Origin of the sequence: Arthrobacter sp. PAMC25284 (assembly GCF_019443425.1) — a bacterium.
Lineage (GTDB): Bacteria > Actinomycetota > Actinomycetes > Actinomycetales > Micrococcaceae > Arthrobacter > Arthrobacter oryzae_A.
In genome coordinates this window covers 383,280-408,227 of record NZ_CP080382.1, presented here as the reverse complement: position 1 = coordinate 408,227, position 24,948 = coordinate 383,280, and the positions used below count along the sequence as shown (strand labels likewise).

The 24,948-nt window shown below is 64.6% G+C and carries 16 protein-coding genes and 1 pseudogene; 9 read left to right on the top strand and 8 right to left on the bottom strand.

Translation table 11 applies throughout. The annotated features are described in order from the left end of the window. The first annotated feature begins 18 nt into the window (after window positions 1-18). Both KY499_RS01900 and rpsT read left to right on the top strand, forming a co-directional pair. On the top strand, window positions 19-597 hold the full coding sequence (locus tag KY499_RS01900) for a type II toxin-antitoxin system PemK/MazF family toxin (RefSeq protein WP_123254229.1): 579 nt from the start codon (window positions 19-21) through the stop codon (window positions 595-597). A gap of 200 nt (window positions 598-797) precedes the next feature. Further along, the gene (gene rpsT / locus KY499_RS01895) at window positions 798-1,058 is read left to right on the top strand and encodes a 30S ribosomal protein S20 (RefSeq protein WP_123254230.1); all 261 of its coding nucleotides are present in this window, start codon (window positions 798-800) and stop codon (window positions 1,056-1,058) included. A gap of 157 nt (window positions 1,059-1,215) precedes the next feature. Here the strand turns inward: rpsT and holA are convergent, their stop codons facing one another. From holA to KY499_RS17990, 3 genes are all read right to left on the bottom strand, one after another. Further along, window positions 1,216-2,199 (bottom strand): DNA polymerase III subunit delta, encoded by a 984-nt coding sequence (gene holA / locus KY499_RS01890; protein ID WP_375141108.1) that lies wholly within the window; start codon window positions 2,197-2,199, stop codon window positions 1,216-1,218. A gap of 66 nt (window positions 2,200-2,265) precedes the next feature. After that, window positions 2,266-4,011 carry a ComEC/Rec2 family competence protein gene (locus KY499_RS01885; RefSeq protein ID WP_258190895.1) on the bottom strand — a complete coding sequence of 582 codons (1,746 nt, stop codon included), beginning with the start codon at window positions 4,009-4,011 and terminating at the stop codon, window positions 2,266-2,268. A 277-nt stretch (window positions 4,012-4,288) separates the two neighbouring features. Continuing rightward, window positions 4,289-4,702, bottom strand: coding sequence for a ComEA family DNA-binding protein (locus tag KY499_RS17990; RefSeq protein WP_258190894.1), 414 nt, complete (start codon window positions 4,700-4,702; stop codon window positions 4,289-4,291). A gap of 1,224 nt (window positions 4,703-5,926) precedes the next feature. Here KY499_RS17990 and KY499_RS01875 point away from each other — a divergent pair. After that, window positions 5,927-6,214, top strand: coding sequence for a hypothetical protein (locus KY499_RS01875; RefSeq protein WP_123254233.1), 288 nt, complete (start codon window positions 5,927-5,929; stop codon window positions 6,212-6,214). On the opposite strand, the gene KY499_RS01870 is transcribed toward KY499_RS01875, so the two are convergent. Further along, complete coding sequence (locus KY499_RS01870; RefSeq protein WP_123254234.1) at window positions 6,211-7,218, bottom strand: DegV family protein; 1,008 nt, start codon at window positions 7,216-7,218, stop codon at window positions 6,211-6,213. The two genes, KY499_RS01875 and KY499_RS01870, sit on opposite strands and share 4 nt — an antisense overlap. A gap of 81 nt (window positions 7,219-7,299) precedes the next feature. After that, window positions 7,300-9,825, bottom strand: a complete 2,526-nt coding sequence (gene leuS, locus KY499_RS01865; protein ID WP_219886114.1) for a leucine--tRNA ligase — start codon at window positions 9,823-9,825, stop codon at window positions 7,300-7,302. 827 nt (window positions 9,826-10,652) lie between these two features. Here leuS and KY499_RS01860 point away from each other — a divergent pair. From KY499_RS01860 to KY499_RS01845, 4 genes are read left to right on the top strand one after another with little or no spacing between them, the layout of a single operon-like run. Beyond that, a complete protein-coding gene (locus tag KY499_RS01860) occupies window positions 10,653-13,829 on the top strand; it encodes an efflux RND transporter permease subunit (RefSeq protein WP_219886113.1) in 3,177 nt (1,058 codons plus the stop codon). Further along, window positions 13,826-14,287, top strand: coding sequence for a hypothetical protein (locus KY499_RS01855; RefSeq protein ID WP_219886112.1), 462 nt, complete (start codon window positions 13,826-13,828; stop codon window positions 14,285-14,287). Before KY499_RS01860 ends, KY499_RS01855 begins: the two co-directional genes overlap by 4 nt. A 52-nt stretch (window positions 14,288-14,339) precedes the next feature. Then, window positions 14,340-17,432 (top strand): efflux RND transporter permease subunit, encoded by a 3,093-nt coding sequence (locus KY499_RS01850; protein ID WP_258190893.1) that lies wholly within the window; start codon window positions 14,340-14,342, stop codon window positions 17,430-17,432. A 36-nt stretch (window positions 17,433-17,468) separates the two neighbouring features. Then, a complete protein-coding gene (locus KY499_RS01845; protein WP_258190892.1) occupies window positions 17,469-18,413 on the top strand; it encodes a hypothetical protein in 945 nt (314 codons plus the stop codon). 198 nt (window positions 18,414-18,611) lie between these two features. Here KY499_RS01845 and glpK read toward each other — a convergent pair whose 3' ends face one another. From glpK to KY499_RS01830, 3 genes are all read right to left on the bottom strand, one after another. After that, window positions 18,612-20,126 carry a glycerol kinase GlpK gene (gene glpK / locus KY499_RS01840; protein WP_123254781.1) on the bottom strand — a complete coding sequence of 505 codons (1,515 nt, stop codon included), beginning with the start codon at window positions 20,124-20,126 and terminating at the stop codon, window positions 18,612-18,614. Window positions 20,127-20,212: 86 nt separating this feature from the next. Further along, a complete protein-coding gene (locus KY499_RS01835; protein ID WP_123254780.1) occupies window positions 20,213-20,962 on the bottom strand; it encodes an MIP/aquaporin family protein in 750 nt (249 codons plus the stop codon). Window positions 20,963-21,120: 158 nt separating this feature from the next. Then, window positions 21,121-22,881 carry a glycerol-3-phosphate dehydrogenase/oxidase gene (locus tag KY499_RS01830; protein ID WP_123254779.1) on the bottom strand — a complete coding sequence of 587 codons (1,761 nt, stop codon included), beginning with the start codon at window positions 22,879-22,881 and terminating at the stop codon, window positions 21,121-21,123. A gap of 148 nt (window positions 22,882-23,029) precedes the next feature. On the opposite strand from KY499_RS01830, the gene KY499_RS01825 reads away from it, so the two are divergent. Next, the gene (locus KY499_RS01825) at window positions 23,030-23,992 is read left to right on the top strand and encodes a sugar-binding transcriptional regulator (protein WP_219886110.1); all 963 of its coding nucleotides are present in this window, start codon (window positions 23,030-23,032) and stop codon (window positions 23,990-23,992) included. A gap of 74 nt (window positions 23,993-24,066) precedes the next feature. Continuing rightward, window positions 24,067-24,937, top strand: a pseudogene (locus KY499_RS01820) (aldo/keto reductase). The last annotated feature ends 11 nt before the right edge of the window (window positions 24,938-24,948 follow it).

Below are 24,948 nucleotides of genomic sequence, written 5' to 3'. Positions count from 1 at the left end.
TGGCGGTAGGGTTTTCCCATGGCACTGAACTTACGCGCGATCGGCAATGCCGTCCGCGGCGCACTGCGCCTCCTCGACAGTCTGGACAAGCACGGCAAGCCGGCACGCGGAAGCTCGGCGCGGCCAGTTGCACGGAAGCCGGGGCGGGCGCAGCCTGGCTCGCCCGCCGGAAAAACTTCGGCACCGGAACTGTCCGGAGCCTATCCGGGCGATTTCCGGGGAACCGCCGCCGCCCGCTACGCCCCATCCCCCAACGGCCTGCCCGAGCCGGGAGAAGTGGTCTGGACCTGGGTTCCCTACGAGGAGGACTACTCGCAGGGGAAGGACCGCCCGGTTTTGCTGGTCGGGACGAGCGGCCGCTACCTGCTGGGTCTGATGCTGACAAGCAAGGACCACGACGACGATGCCCGCCTGGCTGACGACTATGTGGACATCGGAACAGGCGCGTGGGACCGGCAGCGCCGGCCGAGCGAAGCCAAGCTCGATCGCGTCCTGCAGATCAACCCCAAAGATGTCCGCCGCGAAGGAGCAATCCTTGATGCGCAGCGCTTTGGCCTTGTCGCCGCGGAGCTGCGGGCCCGGCACGGCTGGACCTAACCCGGCAGATCCCGTCTGCCTGCCGCGCCGTCCGCGACACGTCGGTCGAGCGCTGTCTCTGCTATTATTGACAGCTGTGTGTCCGTGCAGGTCGACGGCCATGCATGGTTGGCCGCCATAGGTATCCCCACGCCGCTCAGTCGATGGCCAATCTGAAAACCCTCTAGACCATTTTCCGCATTGAAAAAGAGAGTTCACACGTGGCTAATATCAAGTCCCAGAAGAAGCGCATCCTGACCAACGAAAAGGCTCGCCTGCGCAACAACGCAGTCAAGTCCGAGCTGAAGACTGCCATCCGCGCCGTCAACACCGCCGTTGCGTCCACCGACAAGGATGCCGCTACTGCTGCACTGGTTTCTGCCGGCCGTAAGCTGGACAAGGCTGTCAGCAAGGGCGTTCTCCACAAGAACAACGCCGCAAACCGCAAGTCTGCGATCTCCAAGAAGGTCAACGCACTCTAAGGTTTCCAGTTCAACTGAACTGATGACTGTGGCCGGCACCCCTAGGGGCGCCGGCCACATGCAGTTAATGGATAGATTTGATCTCCGGGTGTCTTTTCGGCCACGCTGACCGGGGTCTTTGGGTACCGGGCCGGAAAACCGGCCCGGCCCCCGTGGCTCAGGAGCGGCGTACCGACGTCGCAATCACCGTCACGGCGTGCTCCACGGCGTAGACCGGGTCCCGGGACAGGCCCTTGACCTGGGCGTCGGCCTCGGCCGTGACCTGGATGGAGCGCACCAGCCCCTCGGGCGTCCAGCGCCGGACGTCGCGCTGCGCCTGCTCCACGAGCCACGGCTGCATACCCAACTGTTTGGCGATCTGCGACGAAGACCCCTGCGCACCGGCGACCTTGGCCAGGCCCCGGAGTTTGGATGCCAACGCAGCAACGATCGGGACCGGGTCCGCACCTGTCGCAAGTGCGTGGCGCAGGGTTGAAAGAGCCAGCGGAGCGTTCCCGGCCATCGCAGCATCGGCAACTTTGAAGCCCGTGGCCTCGACCCGGCCGCCGTAGTACCTGTCAACCATCTCCACGTCCACAGCGGTGGTGGCATCTGCTATCAACTGACTGCAGGCCGCCGCCAGTTCAGCCAGGTGCGCACCAACGGCATTTACCAGAGCTTGCACGGCATCAGGATTGATGCGTCTGGCCGCGGCCTTGAATTCAGACGCCACGAACGCCACCTTGTCGGCATCCTTTTTGAGCGGCTGGCAATCAACCACCGGCCAGCCGCCGGCTTTCACAGCGTCCAGGAGTTTCTTGCCGCGCACGCCCCCGCCGTGCCGCAGGACCAGCACGGCGTCGGGTTCGGGCCGCTCGAGATACTTCAGGGCATCGACGAGGAAGGCGTCGTTCATGGCTTCAAGTCCCTCGGCCTCGATCAGCTTCTGCTCGCCGAAGAGGGACGGGCTGACGTTCATCTCCAGTGCGCCCGGTATGTAAATTGCGGCGTTGAGCCGGCTCACTTCAACATCCGGAGCGGCCTCGCGGACCTGGCCGCGGATGCGGTCCATGGCACGACTGCCCAGGTAGTCCTCCGGTCCGCCCACCAGAACGACAGCCGCGGCGGTCACGTCTCGCCACGTGGCGGTGTTCGCCGCCATCGTCCTTGGGCGTTGGGTTTGGGAAGCCGCCACTGAAGATTCCTCCCGGAAGTTGGTTTGCAGACTCTAAGCGTGCCACGCCGGGACCGGTCCACCAAGCCGCGGTTCCCGGCCTGCGGGCGGCGCGGTCGGGAGGCCGGAGTACCGCGTCCGCGGGATCGCTGATGCGCCGGAGCGAGCCGCACACGCCACCGGCCCCCCGCGCCACGCCCCTGCAAATGAACTCTCCAGCAGAGCACTGGTCCGGGCGTGCGCGGAAAGTGCCAGCCGTACCGTCCCGGCCGGATGCAGCGCCAGCCAGAGGACTGCCAGCGCTACCGCGGAGAGCAGCGCCATGGTGCAGAGTCCAAAAATACCTTCTGGCCATGGCAATGCCGCGCCCGGCAGAATGGCGAAAAACCGCGCCGTCCCGGCTACGACTGCGGCGAACCCGCCGGACACCATCATGAGCATGTCCGCTGCGGCCGGGATCAGCGGCAGGAGTGGCAGCGCGGCGGTCCCAAGAAGAGTGACCGGAACCACGAACGCGGCGGCTGCCACGTTGGCGGGCAGGGCATAGGCTGCGAATTGGGGCTGCAGCAGCACAATCACCGGCCCGCACAGGAGTTGCGCCGAGAGCGGGACCGCGACCCCGGCTGCCGCCCATCGCGGCATCCGGGACGGCAGCCAGTTCATAATGCGCCGGCCCGCCACCACGATGCCGAACGTAGCCAGGACCGAGAGGACGAAGCCGAAGCTGGCAGCCAGGGCCGGGTCAGCCAGGACCAGGCCGATCACGGCCACGCACAGGAGGCTCAGTCCGCGGCCGGCGCGGCCGAACGCCAATGCGGCCAACCCGATGCCGCCCATCATGGCGGCGCGGAGAACGCTGGGGTCAGGTCCGACCAGGAGTACAAACAGGCCGAGCCCGGAGAGGCAAACACCGGCGGCGGCTGGTCGCGGCAGGCGCACGGTGCGTGCTGCCAGCAGCAGCGCGCCAAGAATCAGGCTGCAGTTCGCTCCGCTGACGGCGGTCAAGTGGGTCATTCCGACCGTTTTCATCGCGAGGTCCAGCTCGCCGTCGAGTCCGCTGGTGTCCCCGGTGACCATCCCGGGCAGCAGGCCCCTGGCATCGCCTTCCAGCCGGTCGGCCGCATCGCTGAAGTCCTGGCGCACATGACCCAGGCCTGAAAGCCAGTCGTCCGGCCGCACGGTCACTACTGCTGCCGACGAGGCAGCGAGGACCCCCGCATGCGGCTGACCTGCTTCGGCCGGGCGGAGCGTGCCGGAGACGCGCAACTGCTGGCCGGGCAGGACGTCCGCCCACTCCGGGCCACCCATCACCAGCAGGGCCGCCGAAGCCGTGAACTGGAGGCCGTCCGTTCGCATAACGAGCAGGGTTGTCCGGACGGCCCAGCGTTCTGCCGCGCCCCGGTTGCCCGGGATCGTGAGCCGCCGCGGGATGCCCGCGATTTCGAGGTCGGCAACGATGGCCGCACGGGCTGTGGCAGCAGCCGCGACGGGACCCTCGAGGCGTTGGGACGCTGCAACGGCCGCGTGGGCCGCTGCGGCGGCGGCGAGTATCAATGCTGCCGCCAGCGTTGCCAGCAGGCTTCGCTGGCCCCTGGCACTGGGTTCTCCGCGCAGGCAGCCGCGGGTCCTGGCGGAAGCCGCCCGCACGAGGAGCCCTGCGGTTACCGTCATCACTACGCACAGGATCCCCAGCCCGGGAACAGTCAGCCACTGCCCGGCTGCGGCCGTGACCCACACCAGCAGCGCTGCGGGGACAAGGCGCAAGTCGGTGCGGGGCAGAACAGCACTGTCCGCTGCCACGGCTGCATGCCCGGGGCGGAGGCGTGCCTCGAAGTATCTTCCCGGTACCGGGCTTTTCCCGGCACGGGCCCCGGGGACTATTGGTCCGGAGATGCCGGCGCCCGTCCGCACCGGCCGGCCGGCCGCTGGCCCTGACGTTTCGGCCGGGGCCGACGCGACCGCAACGTCCACGAAGCGCTGCCAGCGTCGCGGCACGGCGGGGCTCGATCCGGCCGCCCCAGTGCCATCCGTCGGGGAAGCCTGCTTCTGGGGTCCGTTCAGTTCAGCGCCCTCCATCTCAAATCGCCACCAGCGGACGCAGTGCGGCGAGCATTTTTGGCCCCACACCTTCCACTGCGTCGAGTTCCTCCACGGACGTGAAGCGCCCGTGCTGTTGCCGCCAGTCCACGATGCGCTGGGCCAGGACCGGGCCAACGCGTGGCAGCGTGCCAAGTTCGGCGACGTCGGCCGTATTCAGATTGATCTTCCCGCTGCCGGGGAGCTGGCCGCCGGCGTCTGGTTTCATCCCGGAGCCAGCTGTTCCGTCGGGTGGGGTGTAAGCCTGATCAGGTTCTCCCAGTGCCGGCACGATGACCTTTTGTCCGTCGGCCAGCACAGCCGCAAGGTTGAGCCGGGCTGGGTCCGCCACATCGGTTCCCCCGCCTGCCGCCGCAATGGCTTCGAAGAGACGGCTTCCGGCCGGCAGTTCCACTACCCCTGCCCTGGCGACTGCTCCGGCGACGTGGACGAGGATTGATTCGGGTGTTGGATCCCCTCCGTCCGGCGGCGGCCCCGGCCGGGTCCGACGCGGCTGCCGGACCGTCGCCAGTGAGCGCGGACACATCACTGAGTGGAACTGCTGTGGGAGAGCCGGTGGCTGCCTGCCACCACAGCCAACTGCCTGCCAGCACCACTAAGACCATTAGCAGGGCAACCGCTGCCAAACCCGTGCGGGTTCTGAACCGCGCGGAGGCCTTCGGGGCCAACCCGTCCGTCGGTAACTCCAGTAGCCCGACGGAGCCGCCATCCTGCGCTGACGAGCCGCCCAGGGTGGCTGCGAGGCGGTCCCGGGCAGGGTGCGGTGCGGCTGTGTCTTGGGTTTCCTGGGACCGGCGCGGCATGGAATCCAGCGTAAGAACAACTCATCGCAGCGGATATCACTCACCGCGCGTATGTGGACAGTCGGACGCAGCACCCGTCCCGGCGCCGCTACTTGGACTGGCTCTACTCTTTTCCAAGCCGGTTGCCGGTGATACTGTCTGCATACTCCATCGAAGAATGAGCTGCCAGCTGGGGGCAACCCTGATCGACCGGACGCCCTGCATGCGTCGAAAGCTGGTGTGCCATGCCACTGATCTTTTTGCCGGTTGCCCTGCTCGCGCTACAGGCTGCCCTGCTAACGCCGCCCGCCGATACGGCCACAACGCATCCATACGTGACTTCGGCGCCAGATACTTCCGCGGCAGTGCCCGCTTCGCCGACCGCACCCACGACAGCAACCGAAATCCTACCGGCCCCACCGGTGCCACCAGTAACAGAGGAACCCCCAAACTCATCAGTGCCACCCGCAACAGAGGAACCAACAACCCCAGCACTGCCACCCGCAACAGAGGAACCAACAACCCCAGCACTGCCACCCGCAACAGAGGAACCAACAACCCCAGCACTGCCACCCGCAACAGAGGAACCAACAACCCCAGCACTGCCATCTACAACAGAGGCTGCACCAAGCCCAGTACTGCCACCCGTCGGGGTCCTCTCAGCTGCACTGGCCATAGGTGCCGGCTCGGCCCCACCCTCCATCAAGGCCCCATCAGCGGCATCCGCATTCGAGGCCGGGTCGGTCCCACCCGCGTCCACCCCACCCGCGCCGACACCACCCGTCCCTCCGGCTTCGCCCGCTCCATCCACATCGACCCGGACCGTTACTATCTCCGTGTCCGAGCAGTTCTGTCCTGACAACGGCCTGTATGGCATTTCCTATGTGACGGTGAACGGAAGCGAGGGAATGACGGCTGGTCAAAGGTTCATCTGGCAGACGAAATCGGCCGATACCGCCGTTGAGGCTGTCCCCTCGGAAGGGGCGCTGGCACACGTGACCGTCACGTACCGCTGCAACACCCGGGTGCTGTGGTGGTTTGAGGCCGGGGCCGCGCGGCAGGCGACCGCCAGCTTGTGGATCCCCGGCTCGGGCCCGCAGCCGGACTACATTCTGGAGCCTTAAACCGGCGAACCGTTCCGGAGCGGCGAGGATCCGACCGTGTTTGGCGCCTCGGACTCCCCTACGATCACCGCCAGCACCCCGAGTCCTGCGTGTGCGGCGAGGACTGCCGGGAGCGCGCTGATCTGCGCAGGCGGGCAGCTGGGCAGCAACGCCGCGAGGCGGGCAGCCAACTGCTCGGCTTCCGCCTGATTGCCGAAGTGATGGACCGCCAACCGGGCCTTCCCGGACGGCCTGGCGGCGGCGTCGGCCGCTACGATTTCTTCAAGCCGGGCAACTGCCTTTGCCGCGGACCTGACCTTCTCCAGCGGCACGATCCTGCCGTTCTCCACTGCCAGGATGGGCTTGATGGCAAACATTGTTCCCCATACGGACGCAGCAGCACCGATCCTTCCGCCGCGGCGCAGCTGTTCAAGGCTGGGGACGTAGAAGTAGACCTTGGTGCGGGCGAGCCGTTCCTCGGCTGCCGCCCGGACGTCGGAGACGGCGCCCCCGGCCTCGGCGGCGGCGACCGCGCTCTGTACACCCATTCCCTGGGCCATTCCCACGGTCCGGGAATCGAGGACTTCGACGGGAATACCGGCCCGACCCGCGGCGAGGCGTGCGGCGTCGGCGGTGCCGGACAAGTCCCCCGAAAGATGGACTGACACCACGGCGTCAAACCCGCGTTCCTTGGCTGCCAGATACGCATGGTCAAACTGTCCGGGCGAGGGTCGCGAGGTCTTGACCGGTGTACCGGTGGCCAGGGCGACGGAAATGGTCCCGGCGATGTCGTCGTCACCTTCGCCGTAGATCTCGGCACCGACCATAACCGGCATCGGAACGACGGTGAGCCGGCCGTCGGCAACGAGGTCCCGGACCCAGTCCGCCGGCAGTGCGGCAGCCGAGTCGGTGACAATGGCGGTTCGAACGACCGCCGCCGGAGGAGTCCCGGACCGGGCAGCATCGCGGAGCCGAAGAAACCGCCCCCGCAGCCAGGACTGTCCTGCTGGTTCGGCGTCAGTCACGGAACACTCCTGCTGTGGGGGCTGGTTGACGGGGCTGGCCGGTCCATCCGGCCGCCCGCGGGTGCCGGCGGCCGGGTCCGTCTATGCCGGGACGATATTGACCAGTTTAGGTGCCCGCACGATGACCGTGCGGATGCCGCGGCCGTCGAGGGCCCGCTGGACATTTTCCGAGGCCAGCGCGAGTTCGCGCAGGTCGTCCTCGCTGATGTCCGGGGACACCTCAAGGCGGTCGCGTACCTTGCCCTGGACCTGGACGACGGCGGTGACCGTATCCTGCACCAGCATGGACTCGTCATGTGCAGGCCAGCCGGCGTTGGCCACAGACGCGGGATGCCCCAGGGTGTTCCAAAGGTCCTCTGCCGTGTACGGGGCGAAGAGGCTCAGGATAACCGCGACGGCTTCCACGGCCTCGCGGACGGCGGGGTCCGCTCCGCCGGCTCCGGTGTCGATGGTCTTGCGGGTCGCGTTGACCAGTTCCATGAGTTTGGCCACCACAACGTTGAACTTGTTGTGGTCCAGCAGTGCCGCGGCGCCGGCGATGGTGCGGTGGGTGACGGTGCGCAGGGCGCGGTCGCCGGTGTTGAAGTCGACACCGGGTTCACTGGCGACATCCTGTCCGAGCCGCCAGGCGCGGGCCAGGAACTTCGCGGATCCCGACGGCGACACGTCCGCCCAGTCGACGTCGTCCTCCGGCGGGGAGGCGAAGATCATTGTCAGGCGCACGGCGTCGACGCCGAACTTGTCCAGCTGCTCGCCAAGGTCCACCCCGTTGCCGAGGGACTTGCTCATGGCCTTACCGCCGTTGAGCACCTGGCCCTGGTTCAAAAGCGCGCTGAAGGGCTCGTCCGCCTCGATCAGGCCAAGGTCATGGATGACCTTGGTGAAGAACCGGGCGTAGAGCAAGTGCAGGATTGCGTGCTCCACGCCGCCTACATACTGGCCCACCGGCATCCAGTCGTTGATTTTCGCCGGATCGAAGGGCCCCTTCGTGTACTGCGGCGAAACGAAGCGCAGGAAGTACCAGGACGAATCCACGAAGGTGTCCATTGTGTCTGTGTCGCGTTTGGCCGGACCCTGGCAGGTGGGGCACTCGACGTTGACCCAGCTTTCGACGGCGGCCAGCGGTGAGGTGCCCTTCGGGGCCAGGGCCTCGCCGCGCAGCTCGGCCGGCAGCGTGACGGGCAGTTGCTCGTCCGGGACCGGAACTTCGCCGCAGGCCGGGCAGTGGATGATCGGGATGGGCGTACCCCAGAAGCGCTGGCGGCTCAGCAGCCAGTCGCGCAGGCGGAAGTTGACGAACTTCTCGCCGGTGCCCTGGCGTTCCAGGATGTCAATGGCGGCAGGGATGGCCGCTGCCTTCGGCAGTCCATTGAGGTCGCCCGAGTTGACCAGGGTGCCTTCGCCGGTAGTGGCCGTGCCCGTGACGGCAGGATCTTCGGCCCCGGTATCGAGCACCGCCCGGACCGGCAGGCCGAAGGTGCGGGCGAAGTCGAGGTCGCGCTGGTCGTGCGCCGGGACGGCCATGATGGCGCCCGTGCCATAGTCCGCCAGGACGTAATCGGCGGCCCAGACCTGCAGCTTTTCGCCGTTGAGCGGGTTGATGGCGTAGCGTCCGGTGAAAACACCGGTCTTTTCGCGTTCGGTGGACTGGCGTTCGATTTCGGAGAGCGCCTTGACCTGCTCGCGATAGGCATCCAACGCTTCGGCGTGCTCATCCGTGACAAGCTCGACTGCCAGCGCGGCGTCAGCAGCGACCACGAAGAACGTCGCTCCGTAGAGAGTGTCCGGGCGGGTCGTGAACACCGTAACGTCCTTGGCCTGCTTGGCCTCGGTGGCCTCGATGACAAAGTTGACGTGGGCGCCTTCAGAACGGCCGATCCAGTTCTTCTGCATCGCCAGGACGCGCTCGGGCCAGTGGCCGCGCAGCTCGTCCATGTCCTCAAGCAGCCGGTCGGCGTACTCGGTGATCTTGAAGTACCACTGGTTCAGCGACTTCTTGGTGACAGGGGTCCCGCAGCGCTCACACGCGCCGTTGACGACCTGCTCGTTGGCGAGCACCGTCTGGTCCTTCGGGCACCAGTTGACCGGCGAGTTCTTCCGGTAGGCAAGGCCCCGGTCGTAGAAGCGGGTGAAGAGCCACTGGGTCCAGCGGTAGTAGTCGGGATCTGAGGTGTGGATCCGGCGGGACCAGTCGGCAGAGATGGCATACCGCTTGAACGACGCCGCCTGGGTCTCGATGTTGGCGTAGGTCCACTCGCTCGGGTGTGCGTTGCGCTTGATGGCAGCGTTTTCTGCCGGGAGGCCGAAGGAGTCCCAGCCGATGGGGTGCAGTACGTCATACCCCTGCTGCCGCAGGTACCGTGCGACGACGTCGCCCATCGCGAACGCCTCGGCGTGGCCCATGTGCAGGTCGCCGGAAGGGTACGGGAACATGTCCAGTACATAGCGGCGTTCCTTCGATCCGTCGTCGACCGGAGTGAACACCTTCAGGTCTTCCCAGACCTGGGGCCACTTGGCTTCCATCGCCGCGAAGTTGTAGGCGCCCTCTTCGGGCGCATCCGTCGCGGCTGATGCTGTTCCGGTATCTGTCTCCGGCTGAACGCTCACTGCTGGCCTCTTCTGTTCTGTCACGTGTTCTGTCACGCCTGAATACCTCACCTGATGCTGTCTAACCCCAACGGCCGCCGCGGCTAGCTGTCCGTAACGGACCCCGGACACACAAAAGCCCCTCGTTAGGAGGGGCTGCCGCTCGATGATCCGGATTCCGTTCGAATACCGGGCGGCTAGCTAAGCAGGAGGTTCACAGGCATACGTCCACTTTAGCGTCTCAGGCCAGTTCCCGCTGAACCTTACCGAACACCTGCGGGGCATCCAGGCCGGCTCCCACACTTGATCCGCTGAACCGCATTCCGGCCCGCCGACCCAGACGCAGCCCCCGCGTGACAAAAACCTGTTCGTAAAAGCAGGCAGAAAGGGCCGAAAAGTCGGCGTAGCCGAATTGTTACATAAAACGTGAATAGGGATAAGTAACGTATTACTGACGTTGACCCATGCATTAGATCAAGTAATTGACGATACATTCCAAGTGCTAATTTCTCGATTTCCAAGTAGCACGCCGGACCCGGCAAGTGGAACTTTTTGTCGTGCCACGTATTTCCGCGAGAGAACAATGCTTCACCTCAATGATGCTGTCCCTTGCTGAGAAAACACTGAGAGCAGACTGCGCGTAGCCCTCCAAATTGGGCTTATTGCCATTGGCATTGGATCGGATCAGTATTCTCTCAGGGTCGCATGCCACGGATCTCATGGGGGGATTCGCACTGGTCTCAGGTTGAGGAGCCTGTTATGTCGCACGTTCGAACTTCCTGCGCGAGTAAACCAGAAATACCGGCCGTGAGCCTCGGATTTTCCGGCTCCATGGAAATGGATTAGCCATGTTTGGCTGGGTTACCCGCTTCAGTATGCAGTTCCGCATCCTGGTTCTCGCCCTTGCCGCCGGGCTCATTGCTTTCGGTGTCGTCAACGCGCCGCGTCTTGCAGTTGACAGCATGCCGGAGTTCTCGCCTGCGCAGGTCGAAATCCAGACCGAGGCCCTTGGCCTCTCCGCTGTTGAAGTTGAACAGCTCATCACCGCCCCGATGGAAGCCGACCTCCTCAACGGGGTGGCCTGGCTGGATGAAATCCGGTCCAAATCCGTGGCGGGGCTTTCATCGATCGAACTCATCTTTGAGCCCGGCACCGACCTGCTGCGGGCCAGGCAACTTGTGGCCGAACGGATGACCCAGGCCCACGCGCTGCCGAACGTTTCGGCGCCGCCGCTGATCATGCAGCCGACCTCATCGACGAGCCGCGTCCTGATGGTGAAAATGAACTCCACCGAGCTTTCCGGCATCGACATGTCCGTGCTCGCGCGCTGGCAGATCAAGCCGCGCCTGATCGGCATTCCGGGTGTTGCCAATGTTTCCATCTGGGGACAGCGTGAGCAGCAGCTCCAGGTAGAAGTCAATCCCAACCAGCTTCGCGACAAAGGAGTCACCCTCGAACAGGTTGTAAAGACTGCCGGCAACGCCGTGTGGGTGTCGCCGCTGAGCTACCTCGAAGCTTCGACGCCGGGTACCGGCGGCTTCGTGGAATCGCCGAACCAACGCCTGGGAATCCAGCACGTCCTGCCAATCCGGACCCCGGCCGACCTGGCCAAGGTCAGTTTGGAGGACAGTGGCGGGAAGATGAATCTCGGTGATGTGGCGCAGGTCAAGGAAGACCACCAGCCGCTGATCGGTGACACCTTCGGTCAGGACGCCGGCCTGCTGCTCGTGGTGGAGAAATTCCCCGGGGCCAACGCCCTGCAGGTCACCCAGGACGTGGAGGCTGCACTCAAGGAACTGCAGCCCGGACTTTCCGGCGTGCAGATGGACACCTCGGTCTTCCGGCCGGCCACCTTCCTCCAGGACACGGTGAACAGTATCGGAACTGCGCTGCTGTTGAGCCTCCTGCTGGCCGTGATCCTGTTCTGGCTGCTTTTCAGGTCCTGGCGTGTTGCCGTCATCGCACTGGTGGCCATCTCCACCACGGTGGCCACGGCTGCCGGGGTGCTCTACCTCCAAGGAGCCACTCTCAACATCACTGTCCTCATCGGCATGATGTTGGCCATATCGGTGATCGTCGGCGACATCGTCGAGGATTTCCAGGCCAAGCGTCGGCCGGGCGCTGTTCCGGTCCCCGAGCCATTGGTTGCCTCTGACCGGCGCACACGCGTCATTCAGGCGGTGCACAGGGTCCGCACGCCGTTGATGCACGCATCACTGATCATGCTGGTTGCCCTTTCACCGACGCTATTCCTCTCGGGAGTGCCCGGCGCCTTCTTCCAGCCGGTGTTCTGGACGGCGGCCCTTGCCCTGCTCATCGCCATGGTGGTCGGGTTGTCCGTGACCCCCGTCCTGGTTCAACTCTTGCTGCCGCGCGGCATCGAGCAGGAAACCGAAGGACCCGCAGTACGGAAGACCAGGGCCTATCACGATCGGACAATGCACGCAGTCCGCGGCCGGACGGCAGCGTCCCTCGTGGCGGTAGCCGTCGTGGGAGCTCTGGGCCTGGCCGCAGGATCCCAACTCTCCGGCGACCGGCCAATCGTGCCGACCTTCCCGGACCGGACCCTACTGGTCCAGTGGGACACCATGGCAGGCGCGTCCACGGACGAGGTCCGCAGGATCGCCTCACGTGCATCGCAGGAATTGCGGGCCGTGCCGGGGGTTTCCAGTGTGGGCGGCCACGTTGGCCGCGCCATATCCTCCGACCAGGTCGTTGGCAGCAGCTCGGCCGAGCTCTGGGTCTCCATTACTCCTGACGCGGACTTCAGCCAGACCGAGAAGGCCGTACGCGAGATCGTTCAGGGCTATCCCGGCATAGCCAACAACGTCATGCACTACTCCCAGCAGCAGATCGGTTCCGAACGCAGCAGCATGGAACCCGGATTCGCGGTCAGGGTCTACGGCACTGATATGGGCATCCTGCGGGACAAGGCCGAAGAAGTCCGGAAGGCGATCGAAGGCGTTGAGGGTGTTCAGAACCCGCACATCAACGCCACTGCCATGACGCCCGTTGTGGAAGTCGAAGTCAACCTTGAGGCAGCACAGAAAGTCGGCATCAAGCCCGGCGACGCCCGGCGTGCCGCCGCTACCCTGATGCAGGGAATTGTGGTCGGCAACCTCTTCGAACAGCAGAAGGTTTTCGAAGTAGTGGTCCGAGGCGCCGTCGACGTCAGGGATGACTTGACGAGTATCCGCGAAATGCTGATAGACACCCCCGACGGCGGGCATGTCCTGCTGGGCCAGATCGCAGACGTCCGTCTCGCTCCCAACGAAGTCGTCGTCCTGCACGATGCGACCTCGCGCCGGATCGATGTGGAGGCCGATGTCAGCGGAAGGCCGCTCGCGGATGTGCAGCGGGATATTACGGCCGCGATCAAGAACATCGAGTTCCCGCTGGAATACCACGCGCAGATTCCGACGGCGTACGGTAGCCAGCAGGCCGATTGGACCGTGTTCCTCTGGCTTTGGGCAGCTGCCCTCGCGATGATCCTGATCCTGATCCAGACAGCAGTCCGGAACTGGAAGCTTGCATTCGCCATTTTCCTGACAATGCCCGCGGCCCTGGCCGGGGCGGCGATTGCCGGCTGGCTGGCCGGGGCGTCCGTGTCCCTCCTGACCCTGACGGCGTTTGCAGCAGTTCTGGCAGTCGCAGCCCGCAATGCGGCGCTGCTGTCGGCCAGCGCTGACGAACACTGGCGGCAGTCCCCGGGCTCACTCCATACTACGGTCGTCATGCGGGCAGCCAGGGAGCGCCTGGTGCCGGTCCTGAAGTCCGCTTTGATCACGCTCCTGATCCTGATTCCACCGGCTGTGTTCGGCGGAGTCGCCGGTGAGGCGGTTTTCGGCCCCATCGCACTGATCATCGGCGCCGGACTCGTCACGACCACGCTCGTCGGAATCCTCGTCCTGCCTCTGTTGATGATCCTGTTCGGGCCACGATCCGGCCCCGAGGAATGGGATTCAGTCTACGAAGCGGACCTACCCGTCATGCCCGTATCGCAGGAAAAGGTGGAAGTATCATGACCAACCAAATGAACCTGCGGCGCCTGTCCCTGGCGGCAGGTATCAGCGCCGCACTGTTGTTCTCGGTCCCCGCTTGTGGGCAGACGGCATCAGTAACGCCCGCCGCCGCCCAAAACGCCAACGCTCCGGCGAAGGTTGAAAAAAATGTCGACACCGGCATCGCCAAAATCACCCTCACCGAACGGGCCATGGAACGCCTGGACATGAAGACCGACACCGTCAACGCCGGAGCAGGAACGGACATCACCGTGCCATACTCGGCTCTGCTTTACGATGCCAACGGCAAGACCTGGGTCTTCACCAACCCGGCGCCGGGGGTCTTCCAGCGGCAGAGTGTGACCGTGGCACGGGTGGAAGGCGGCGTCGTCACGGCGACGGCCGGCCCGGCGGTGGGCACAGCAGTTGTAACCGTAGGCGCGACAGAACTGTTCGGCGCCGAGTTCGATTCGGCGAAGTGACATGCGCCGTATAGTCGCAGCGAGCCTCAGATTCCGCTCCATCATCATAGCGATGGCGGCGGCACTGATGATCGTAGGCGGCACACAACTAAGCAGCGCATCCGTCGATGTCTTTCCCGAGTTCGCCCCGCCAAAGGTCGAGGTCCAGACAGCCTGCCTGGGGCTCACCGCATCCGAAGTCGAGCAACTGGTCTCGGTGCCGCTGGAGGAGGCCTTCAACGGGATCGACGGGCTGGATCATATGCGGTCCAAGTCCGTATCCCAGCTCTCCTCCATCATCCTGGAATTCAAGCACGACATGGATCTGCTCACGGCAAGGCAACTGGTGGCAGAGCGGATGGCTACCGTCATTCCGACGCTGCCCACCTGGGCTGCACCCCCGTTGATGCTGCAGCCGCTGTCCTCGACCAGCCGTGTCATGAAGATCGGTTTGTCATCGGACACGAGGTCGCTCATCGAAATGTCGATGATCTCGTACTGGAGCATCCGGGCGCACCTGCTGCGCGTCCCCGGCGTGGCGAACGTCGCCATTTGGGGTGAGCGGCTGCAGATGCTGCAGGTCCAGGTTGATCCGGCCAAGCTGGCCGCCAATGACGTCACGCTCGAGAATGTGATGAACTCAACGTCTGACGCGCTGGATGCCGGCTTGCTCAAATACTCCCCCGGTTCGCTGATCGGTACCGGCGGATCGCTGGACACACCCAACCAGACCATGGGTATCAGGCATATCCAGCCGATCACATCCCCGGCCGATCTCGCTCAGGTGTCCCTTGATCAGGAAGAAGGCAAACCGCCACTCCGGCTCGCCGACGTAGCCAACGTCGTCGAGGACCACCAGCAGCTCATTGGTGATGCGGTCATCAACGGTGGCCCCGGCATCATGCTGATCGTCGAAAAACTGCCATGGGGCAACACCGTGGAAGTCACCCGTGGCGTCGAGGAAGCACTCAAGACGATGGAGCCGGGGCTTACCGGCATCGCGGTGGATACAACACTCTTCCGGCCGGCCACCTTCATTGAAGAATCCCTCAGCAACCTGAGCCTGGCGCTGCTGCTGGGAACTCTGCTCGTGATCATGGTCCTGGGTCTCTTCCTCTTCCAGTGGCGGACGGCACTCGTGAGTGTGGCGGCCATCCCGCTCTCCCTGGTGGCTGCGGCACTTGTCCTCTACTGGACCGGGGGCACAGTGAACACCATGGTTCTGGCGGGGCTGGTAATTGCCGTCGGGGTCGTGGTGGACGATGCGATCATCGACGTCGAGAACATCGTCCGCCGCCTGAGACACCACCGGGCAGCCGGTGGTGCCGGAAGCACCGCCAAGGTAGTGGTCGATGCGTCCCTGGAAGTCCGCGGACCAATCGTGTATGCGACACTCATCATCGTCGCTGCGACCGTGCCGATTTTCTTCCTCGACGGCCTGACCGGCGCCTTCTTCCGACCGCTGGCCACTGCTTACACGCTCGCGGTGATTGCTTCGATGTTGGTTGCCCTCACCGTCACGCCTGCCATGGCGTACATCTTCCTGCGCAATGCCAAGCTGGAAGACCGGGACCCACCACTGGTGCGGGTTCTCAAGCGCTGGTACGACGCCGCTCTGCGGCCCATCGTGCGCCGCCCCGCCCCGGGCTACCTCGCCTTGGGCGCCATGGGCGTCGTCGGCATCGTTGCTGCTCCGCTCCTGGGACAGTCGCTGTTGCCGTCCTTCAAGGAACGCGACTTCCTGATGCACTGGCTGACGACGCCGAGTGCCTCCAATTCCGAGGAGGTCCGGGTCAGTCAGCTCGCGTGTAAGGAGTTGATGACAATTCCCGGGGTGAACAACTGCGGCTCGCATATCGGCCAGGCTTTCGCAGCCGATGAGGTCGTGGGCGTCAACTTTGGGGAAAACTGGATCAGTGTGGATCCCTCGGTGGATTACGACGAGACGCTGGCTGCGGTTGAAGAGGTCGTGGAAGGCTATCCGGGCATCGTCCGGGACGTCCAGACGTACCTTAAAGAGCGTATCCGGGAAGTCCTGACGGGCACGGGCTACGCAGTTGTTGTCCGCGTATATGGAGATGATCTGGACGTCCTGCGCACGGAGGCCGACAAGGTCAAGTCCATTCTCGGAGGGATCGAGGGGGCCGTCGGGGCCAAGGTTGCACTTCAAGCCAATATCCCGCAAATGAACGTCGAGGTCGATCTGGAGGCTGCGCAGCGCTATGGCCTCAAACCCGGCGACGTGCGCCGTGCGGCTGCGACCTTAGTCGCGGGTGAGGAAGTCGGAGACGTCTATCGGGACGGTAAGGCCTACGACGTCCAGGTCTGGAGCCCTCCGGAGCTCCGCACCAGCGTGACGAGCATCGAGAACCTCCCGCTGGATACCCCCAGCGGACAAAGGATCCGGGTCGCGGACGTCGCCAAGATCACCGTGGCACCGACACCGAACTCGATTCAGCGTTCGGAAGGGTCCCGGCGGCTAGATGTCAGTGCCAACGTTGTGGAAGGGGACCTGGGCAAGGTCGTGCAGGCGCTGGAAGCCGAAATGGCGACCGTCGACTTCCCGACCGGATACAGCGCCGCCATCCTCGGCGAGTACACGGAGCGGCAGGCGGCATCCTCCCGGCTGATGCTCTATTCGATTGGCGCACTGCTCGTGGTTTACCTCCTGCTCCAGGCAGCATTCCGGAGCTGGCGGCTGGCCACCCTGGCGATCCTGACGCTCCCGGTCGCCCTGGTGGGCGGTGTCATTGCCGCGCACATGAGCGGTGGCATCCTCTCTCTCGGGTCCCTCGTCGGATTCCTGACCCTGATGGGTATCGCTGCCCGCAACGGCATCCTGCTCATCAACCACTGTCAGCACCTGGAAACCCATGAAGGCATGACCTTCGGGCCCGCCCTGGTGCTGCGGGGCGCCGCCGAGCGTTTGTCACCGATCCTAATGACGACTCTCGCCACGGCCCTGGCACTCGTGCCGCTGGTGGTCATGGGAAACATCCCGGGTCACGAGATTGAACACCCCATGGCGGTGGTGATCCTGGGCGGCCTCGTCACCTCGACGTTGGTCAACCTGTTCATCGTTCCGTCGCTGTACCTCAAGTTCGCCAAGAAGCACGGCGGACGGCTTCCCGGGCACCGTCAGCCCGACCCCGTCGCAGCCATTTAGCTGCGGCCCGCGCACCCGTATCGAAAGGCATGACCGATGGGTCATCGAAGCACAACCATCATTATTTACGGGAGCGCGGTCCTGCTGGCGCTGGGGTCGCTGACGGCAACGTCGGCGGACACAGCGGCAGCCCCATCAACCGTCAGGGGCTCCGGTTCGCAGGCACTCTGCGGACCGGGCTCCGAGATCAAATTCGACCGTTCTGCGTTTCCCCCGATGCCGAAGATCAACAACAAGTGGTTTCCCTTGAAGCCCGGCATGCAGTACCTCACACGCGGCACCGTGAAGGACGCCGTCGAGGGCACCTCCACCCGCACCGTTCTTCACACCGTCACCGGGCTGACAAAGCTGGTCGATGGCGTCAAAACGCTTGTGATGTGGGACCGCGACTATTCCAATGGTGAGCTTGTTGAATCAGAACTCGCCTTCTTCGCACAGACGAGAGCCGGCACGGTCTGGCTCTTCGGCGAGTATCCGGAGGAATATGAGAACGGCAAGCTCGCAGGCGCACCCAGCACGTTCATCAGCGGCATCGACAAGGCACAGGCCGGCATCGCCATGCAGGCCGAGCCGAAGCTCAATACACCGGCCTACGTCCAGGCCTATGCACCGACCGTTGATTTCCTCGACTGCGGCGACGTATTCAGGACGAACAGGCGTGTCAGCGTCCCGGCAGGTTCCTACACGGGTGTGCTGGAGATTGACGAATTCAACCCGCTGGAGGGTGCCAGCGCCGGCAACCAGCGCAAGTTCTACGCCGCCGGAACCGGTTTGGTAAAAGTCACCGCAGCCGGAGGCAACAGCCAGGAGTTTCTGGACCTGATCAAGATCACGAAGCTCACGTGCGCCCAATTGAATCGGGTCAACAATCAAGCTCTTAAACTGGACCGGCGCGGCTACCGGGTCAGCCCGGACGTCTACGCCAAGACACCACGGGCACACCGTGCCGTCAGCAGCGACTGCCACGGGCACGACTCCTGAGACATGTCCGGCCCGGGGTAGCGCCCCGGGGCCGGACGCCACCAGATTCGTTGCCGAATCCACCAACCGGCACAGCATCGAAATTTCACCACGGAATCCCATCACCGAAGAGTCAGATCACCGGACAGCAAAGAGCTCCGGCCAGATCACCTGGCCGGAGCTCTTTGCTGTACGCCGCGCTAAGCGCGGGTCAGGCGCCTACTTGACGTCCTCGTCGACCCAATCCATCGACTTCGTGACGGCTTTCTTCCAGAGGCGCATCTGGCGGTCACGCTCGGCGTCGTCCATCTGCGGTTCCCAGCGCTTGTCCTCGGACCAGTTGGCCGAGCATTCGCCCAGGTCCTTCCAGAAGCCGACGGCAAGGCCGGCCGCGTAAGCGGCCCCCAGAGCGGTGGTCTCCACGACCTTCGGCCGGATGACCGGCACGCCCAGGATGTCGGCCTGGAACTGCATCAGGGCGTCGTTGGCAACCATGCCGCCGTCGACCTTCAACTCGGTCAACGGGACGCCGGAGTCGGCGTTGACCGCATCGAGCACCTCGCGGGTCTGGAAAGCGGTGGCTTCCAGCGCGGCCCGGGCGATGTGGTTCTTGTTCACAAAACGGGTCAAGCCAACAATCGCGCCGCGGGCGTCGGACCGCCAGTACGGCGCGAACAGGCCGGAGAACGCCGGCACGATGTACACGCCGCCGTTGTCCTCGACCGAGGCGGCGAGCTTTTCGACCTCAGGGGCGCTGCTGATCATGCCCAGGTTGTCGCGCAGCCACTGGATCAGCGAACCAGTCACCGCGATCGAGCCTTCCAGCGCGTAATGCGGTGCTGCATCGCCGAGCTTGTAGCCGACCGTGGTCAGCAGCCCGTTCTTCGAGTGGATGATTTCCTCACCCGTGTTAAAGATCAGGAAGCAGCCCGTGCCGTAGGTGTTCTTGGCTTCGCCGGCTTCGAACGCCGCCTGCCCGAAAGTGGCGGCCTGCTGGTCGCCCAGGATCCCGGCGACCGGTACTTCACGCAGCAGCTGCGAGGTGTGCACGGTCCCATAGACCTCGGAGGAGGACTTGATCTCCGGCATCATGGAGGCCGGGACGCCGAACGCGTCCAGGATGTCCTGGTCCCAGGACAGTGTCTCGAGATCCATAAACATGGTCCGGGACGCGTTGGTCACATCGGTGACGTGCACGCCGCCGTCGGTGCCTCCGGTCAGGTTCCAGAGCACCCAGCAGTCCGTATTGCCGAATACGAGGTCGCCGGCTTCTGCCTTCTCCCGCGCACCCTCGACGTTGTCCAGGATCCACTTGATCTTGGTGCCGGAGAAGTAGGTGGCCAGCGGCAGTCCCACCTTTGCTTTGAAGCGCTCCACGCCGCCGTCCTTGGCGAGCTCGTCGACGATCGGCTGGGTGCGGGTGTCCTGCCAGACGATCGCGTTGTAGACGGCCTTGCCGGTGGTCTTATCCCAAACGACTGCGGTTTCACGCTGGTTGGTGATGCCAACGGCAGCGATGTCATGTCGGGTCAGGTTTGCCTTGGAGAGCGCGTTGCCGATGACTTCACGGGTGTTGTTCCAGATCTCGGCGGGATCGTGCTCGACCCAGCCGGCCTGCGGGAAGATTTGTTCGTGTTCGAGCTGTCCGGACGAGACGATGCTGCCGCTGTGGTCGAAAACGATGGCGCGGCTGCTGGTGGTGCCCTGGTCAATGGCGATTACATACTGGTTCATGTTGACGTCCTTGTCTGGTTGGTTGTGGCCGGGCGGCTGACCGGCCGATCAAGCGATGGCTGATGCGGCTGCGGCGGATCGCCCGGTCAGGCGGCGGCCCTGGCGATGATCGGAACGACGGCGGCGACAATGCCGGCGAGGCCGCCACCGACCAGCGGTCCAACAACGGGGATCCAGGAGTAGCTCCAGTCACTGGAGCCTTTGCCCTTGATCGGCAGCAGCGCGTGGGCGATACGGGGACCGAGGTCACGGGCAGGGTTGATGGCGTATCCGGTGGGGCCACCGAGTGACACGCCGATGCCGACAACGAGCAGGGCGACGGCCAGCGGGCCGAGCCCGGAGGGCGTCCCGCCGAAGGTCAGGATGACGAAAACGAGGACAAAGGTACCGATGATCTCGGTGACCAGGTTCCAGGTGGTGGAGCGGATGGCCGGGCCGGTGGAGAAGACGCCCAGCTTGCTGGCGGGCTCGGGTTCGGCGTCGAAGTGCTGCTTGTACGCCAGCCACATCACCACGGCGCCCAGGAAGGCCCCCAGCAGCTCACCGCCGAAGTAGGTCAGCGTCGAGGCAATGTCCACCGGGACCCCGGGTGCATACTCGCTCTTGCCATTGACCAGCAGACCAAACGTCACGGCCGGGTTGATGTGTGCGCCTGACATTACGGCCACGTACACGCCGGCGAACACGGCGATGCCCCAACCCCAGGTGACCATCAGAAACCCGCCATTGTTGCCCTTTGTGCCCTTGAGGGCGACGTTGGCAACAACACCACAACCGAGCAGTGTCAGCATCGCTGTGCCGAATACTTCGGATAGAAAAACTATTCCAAGAGACATCTTTGACTCCTCTATGTTCTGTTGTCAGCCCTTCGCGGGTTTGAAGGGCTGTTGGACCGGCAGCGTGTCGACGCTGCCGGTCCGCCACTGCGCGGGCCGCCGAAGCGGACCGCACAGTGCTTACCCCCGGGCTTCCCCGCCCGGACGCGCAAGTTGAATCAGGCGACCAGGCTGTCCACCGTGACGCCGTGGAACCGTTGCAACACCTCCTGGGCGTGGGTGATTTCCGAGGCCCGGCGTGCCGCATCCCAGCCCAGCGGGCCGGACAGGATCTCCGATACCTCGTTGAGGAGTTCGCCGGTCACCAGGCCCCGGAAGGCCAGGGACGTCCGGCGGATCAGCACATCGATCAGATGACCGATCTGCTCGTTCTCGGCCATAAACTCCAGTTCGCGGACGCTCAGTTCCCGGGTGGATCGCAGCAGCCGGTCCGGTGCGAGATCCAGGTAAGCGATGACGTCTTCGGCGCGGGTCCCGTACCGGGTCAACAGGAGGGTGGCCCGGTCCGCGTCGCGGTCTGCGGACATGTGGGCCTTAATCCACCGCTGGATACCCTCTTCGGTATCCGGGAAGTCAGCCCCGCCTCCGATGGCCAGCTTCGCCGTCGAGGTCTTCCGCTCCATGCCGAGTTCGGTGAGGACGTCGTTGGTCATGTGCTCGGACAGTGCCCGGAAGGTGGTCCATTTCCCGCCCACGAGGCTCAGCACGACGGCGCCTCCTGCTGCTCCGTCACGGGCCGCGGTACGGCGTTCGATCCGGTAATCGCGGCTGACGAAGCCGGGCTGGGTCGCATCGTTCTTCGGGAGCGGTCGGACACCGGAGAAGGAATAGACGATCTGGCCGCGGTCAACGGACACATCCGGGAACACATGACCAATCAGGTCAATGAAGTAGTCAATCTCGGCCTCGGTGCAGACGGCGTCCTCGGCCATGTCGGCAAAGACGTCCGTGGTGCCGACGAGGACACGGTCCCCCATCGGGTAGATCAGGACGATCCTGCCGTCCGTGTGCTCGAAGAAGATCTCACCGCCGTTGCAAGCCTTGAGCAGCTCGGGGTGGTCCAGCACGATGTGTGAGCCCTTCGTGCCGCCCATAAACGCCGACGCCGCTCCCATGGCCTCGTTGGTCAGGTCCACCCACGCGCCGGTGGTGTTCACGATGACGTCCGCCGTGAAGTCGAAGACCTCGCCGGTCAGCTCATCGCGGAGTTCGACGGTGCTGCCCCCGCCGGTACCGGCCGCTTCCTTGAGTGAGACCAGCGAGACATAGTTGCTGGCCCGGGCCTGGCCGGCGCCGGCAAGTCCGGCTTTCTCGCCATCCTGCAGGACATCCAGGGTCAGCCGCTCGGGGTTATGGACGGAAGCGTCGAAGTACGTGGCCGTGTATTTGATGCCCGGGTGCAGCCGGGGCAGCTCAGCCAGTGCCTTTTTGCGGCCCCGGAACTGGTGCCGGGGCACTGTGCCGCCGTCGCGGGAGAAGAAATCGTAAAGGCTGAGGCCAAGCTTGATGAGGAAGGCCCCACGTTCCTTGGGCTTGCCCTGCTGCTTGTGGGTGAGGAATCGCAGCGGAGCTGACAGGACGCCGGAAAACGTGCTGAAGATGGGAATGGTGGTCTGCAGCGGCTTGACGTAGTGAGGCGCGATCCGCAGGAGCCGGTTGCGCTCTACGACGGATTCCTGGACCAGGCGGAACTCGCCGTTTTCCAGGTACCTGATGCCACCGTGGATCATGTGGGACGAGGCGCCGCTGGCACCCTGGCAGTAGTCGCCGCGTTCCACGAGCACCACATCCACCCCCTGCAGCGCGAGATCCCGGAAAGTACCGACCCCGTTGATGCCGCCGCCGACGATCAGCACCTGCGCCCGGCGCCGCGACCGCAGTTTCTCGACCGATGTGCGCTCGCTGGCCGGGCCCTGCATGGGGGATAAATCCTGCTGTCCCAAAACTGCTCCCTTGGGTTTGGTCCTATGCGCCACACTCTATTGCGTGACGCCGTTCACCACTATTGTTCGGAGTATTGGAAAATGGAGTCAAGCACTATGCACAAACGTGCAGAACGGAACCGAAATGACACCTTCACGTCAGTCCGACGCCCTCCGGGCTGCCCAGCTCTACTATCTCCAGGACCTGACCATGGACGCCATCGCACGGGAATTGCGGACGTCCCGGTCGACCGTTTCGCGGTTGTTGTCGGCGGCGCGGGAATCCGGTCTGGTTCAGATCCAGATCCGCAGTCCGCTGGACACCGGACCTGAATTGGAAAGCATCATCCGGGCCCAGTACAAGGTCGATGTGCACGTCGTTCCGGTGGTCGACACCCTCAATGAGGCGGAAACACTGGACCGGGTGGCGATGCAGGCGGCCCGGACGATCGGCCCGCTGGTCGATTCCAACGCCATCATCGGGGTCGCCTGGGGATCCACCCTGAGCGCTGTGAGCCGGCACCTGACCCGCAAAATCACCCATGACAGCGTCGTCGTGCAGCTCAACGGGGCGGGCAACATGCAGACGACCGGCATCACCTATGCTTCCGACATCATGCGGCGCTTCGGCAGCGCCTACGGAGCCCGGGTGGAGCAGTTCCCTGTCCCGGCGTTTTTCGACCACGCAACGACCAAAACGGCCATGTGGAATGAACGCAGTGTGCAACGCATCCTGGCCCTGCAGGCCCGCATGAGCATTGCGATCTTCGGTGTGGGCTCAGTCGATGCCGACTACCCCAGCCACGTTTACGCGGGCGGGTACCTCGACGAGGCTGACCTTGCCACGCTGGCCACGTCCGACGTCGTCGGGGACGTCGCGACCGTGTTCTTCCGCTCCGACGGTTCCTCGGACGGCATCACCCTGAACGAACGTTCCACCGGACCGGACCTGGCCCAGCTCCGGCAGGTCCGGCGCCGCATCTGCGTGATTTCCGGGGCATCGAAGATCAACGGGCTCCGCGGTGCACTTGCCGCGGGCCTGGCCACCGACCTCATCCTCGACGAGGCCAGCGCCCGCCGGCTGGTCAGTTTCAATGGCATCGCCTGAGCCGGGCGGCCTGCCGGGGCAGCCCGACAGGCCGCGCCGTACACAGCCGCCGGTCAGTGGGTAAAGTCAGTGCTATGAGAATCTCCCCGCGGCTGGCCCTGAATAACGGCGTGCTGATCGACAGGCTGGGCTTCGGGTTGTACAAGGTCCCGCCGGCCGACGCAGCCGGTCTGGTAACGATGGCGATCGAGGCTGGCTACCGTCACTTCGACACGGCCTCCATGTACGGCAATGAAACGGGCGTCGGCCGGGGAATCGGGGGCCTGTCCGGATTCGACGGAACGGGACGCGGGCCCCGGCGAGTCCGCCCCGTACGTATCACGCGAGGACCTTTTTATTACCACCAAGGTGTGGAATGAGGATCACGGCTACGACGCTACGCTGCGCGCCTTCGATACTTCGATCGCCAACCTCGGCCTGGAGTATATCGACCTCTATCTGATCCATTGGCCGTGTGCGAAGCGTGGACTGTTCCGTGAGACCTACCGCGCCCTGGAAACGCTCTACCGTGAGGGCAAGGTGCGCGCCATCGGCGTCTCGAACTTCCAGCCGGAGCATCTGGACCGCCTGTTGGAGACCGCCGAAGTCGTGCCGGCCGTGAACCAGATAGAGCTCCATCCGTGGCTCCAGCAGGCCGCAATGCGGGAGAAGCACGAACAGCTTGGTATCCGCACCGAGGCATGGAGCCCGCTCGGCCGCGGCCAGGTCCTGAAAGACCCGGTCATCCTCGCCCTCGCCGCCGAACATGACCGGACAGCAGCCCAAATCATCCTCCGCTGGCACCTTCAGCTGGGCAACGTCACGATCCCAAAGGCCAGCTCTTCAGACCGCATCCACGAAAACCATAACGTCTTCGGATTCGAACTCTCGGTCCGCGACATGACGGAACTCGCTGCGCTTGAGCGCGGTTTCCGCAGTGGCTCCCATCCCGACAACGTCAACTAGGAATCCAACGC

Excerpts from the sequence above, each read along its gene's own strand:
- KY499_RS01900 (WP_123254229.1), top strand. The coding sequence starts at position 19 with ATGGCACTGAACTTACGCGCGATCGGCAATGCCGTCCGCGGCGCACTG.
- glpK (WP_123254781.1), bottom strand. The coding sequence starts at position 20,126 with ATGAACCAGTATGTAATCGCCATTGACCAGGGCACCACCAGCAGCCGC.
- KY499_RS01850 (WP_258190893.1), top strand. The coding sequence starts at position 14,340 with ATGGCGGCGGCACTGATGATCGTAGGCGGCACACAACTAAGCAGCGCA.
- holA (WP_375141108.1), bottom strand. The coding sequence starts at position 2,199 with ATGGCGGCGAACACCGCCACGTGGCGAGACGTGACCGCCGCGGCTGTC.
- KY499_RS01830 (WP_123254779.1), bottom strand. The coding sequence starts at position 22,881 with ATGCAGGGCCCGGCCAGCGAGCGCACATCGGTCGAGAAACTGCGGTCG.
- KY499_RS01825 (WP_219886110.1), top strand. The coding sequence starts at position 23,030 with ATGACACCTTCACGTCAGTCCGACGCCCTCCGGGCTGCCCAGCTCTAC.
- KY499_RS01835 (WP_123254780.1), bottom strand. The coding sequence starts at position 20,962 with ATGTCTCTTGGAATAGTTTTTCTATCCGAAGTATTCGGCACAGCGATG.
- KY499_RS01845 (WP_258190892.1), top strand. The coding sequence starts at position 17,469 with ATGGGTCATCGAAGCACAACCATCATTATTTACGGGAGCGCGGTCCTG.
- KY499_RS01855 (WP_219886112.1), top strand. The coding sequence starts at position 13,826 with ATGACCAACCAAATGAACCTGCGGCGCCTGTCCCTGGCGGCAGGTATC.
- KY499_RS01860 (WP_219886113.1), top strand. The coding sequence starts at position 10,653 with ATGTTTGGCTGGGTTACCCGCTTCAGTATGCAGTTCCGCATCCTGGTT.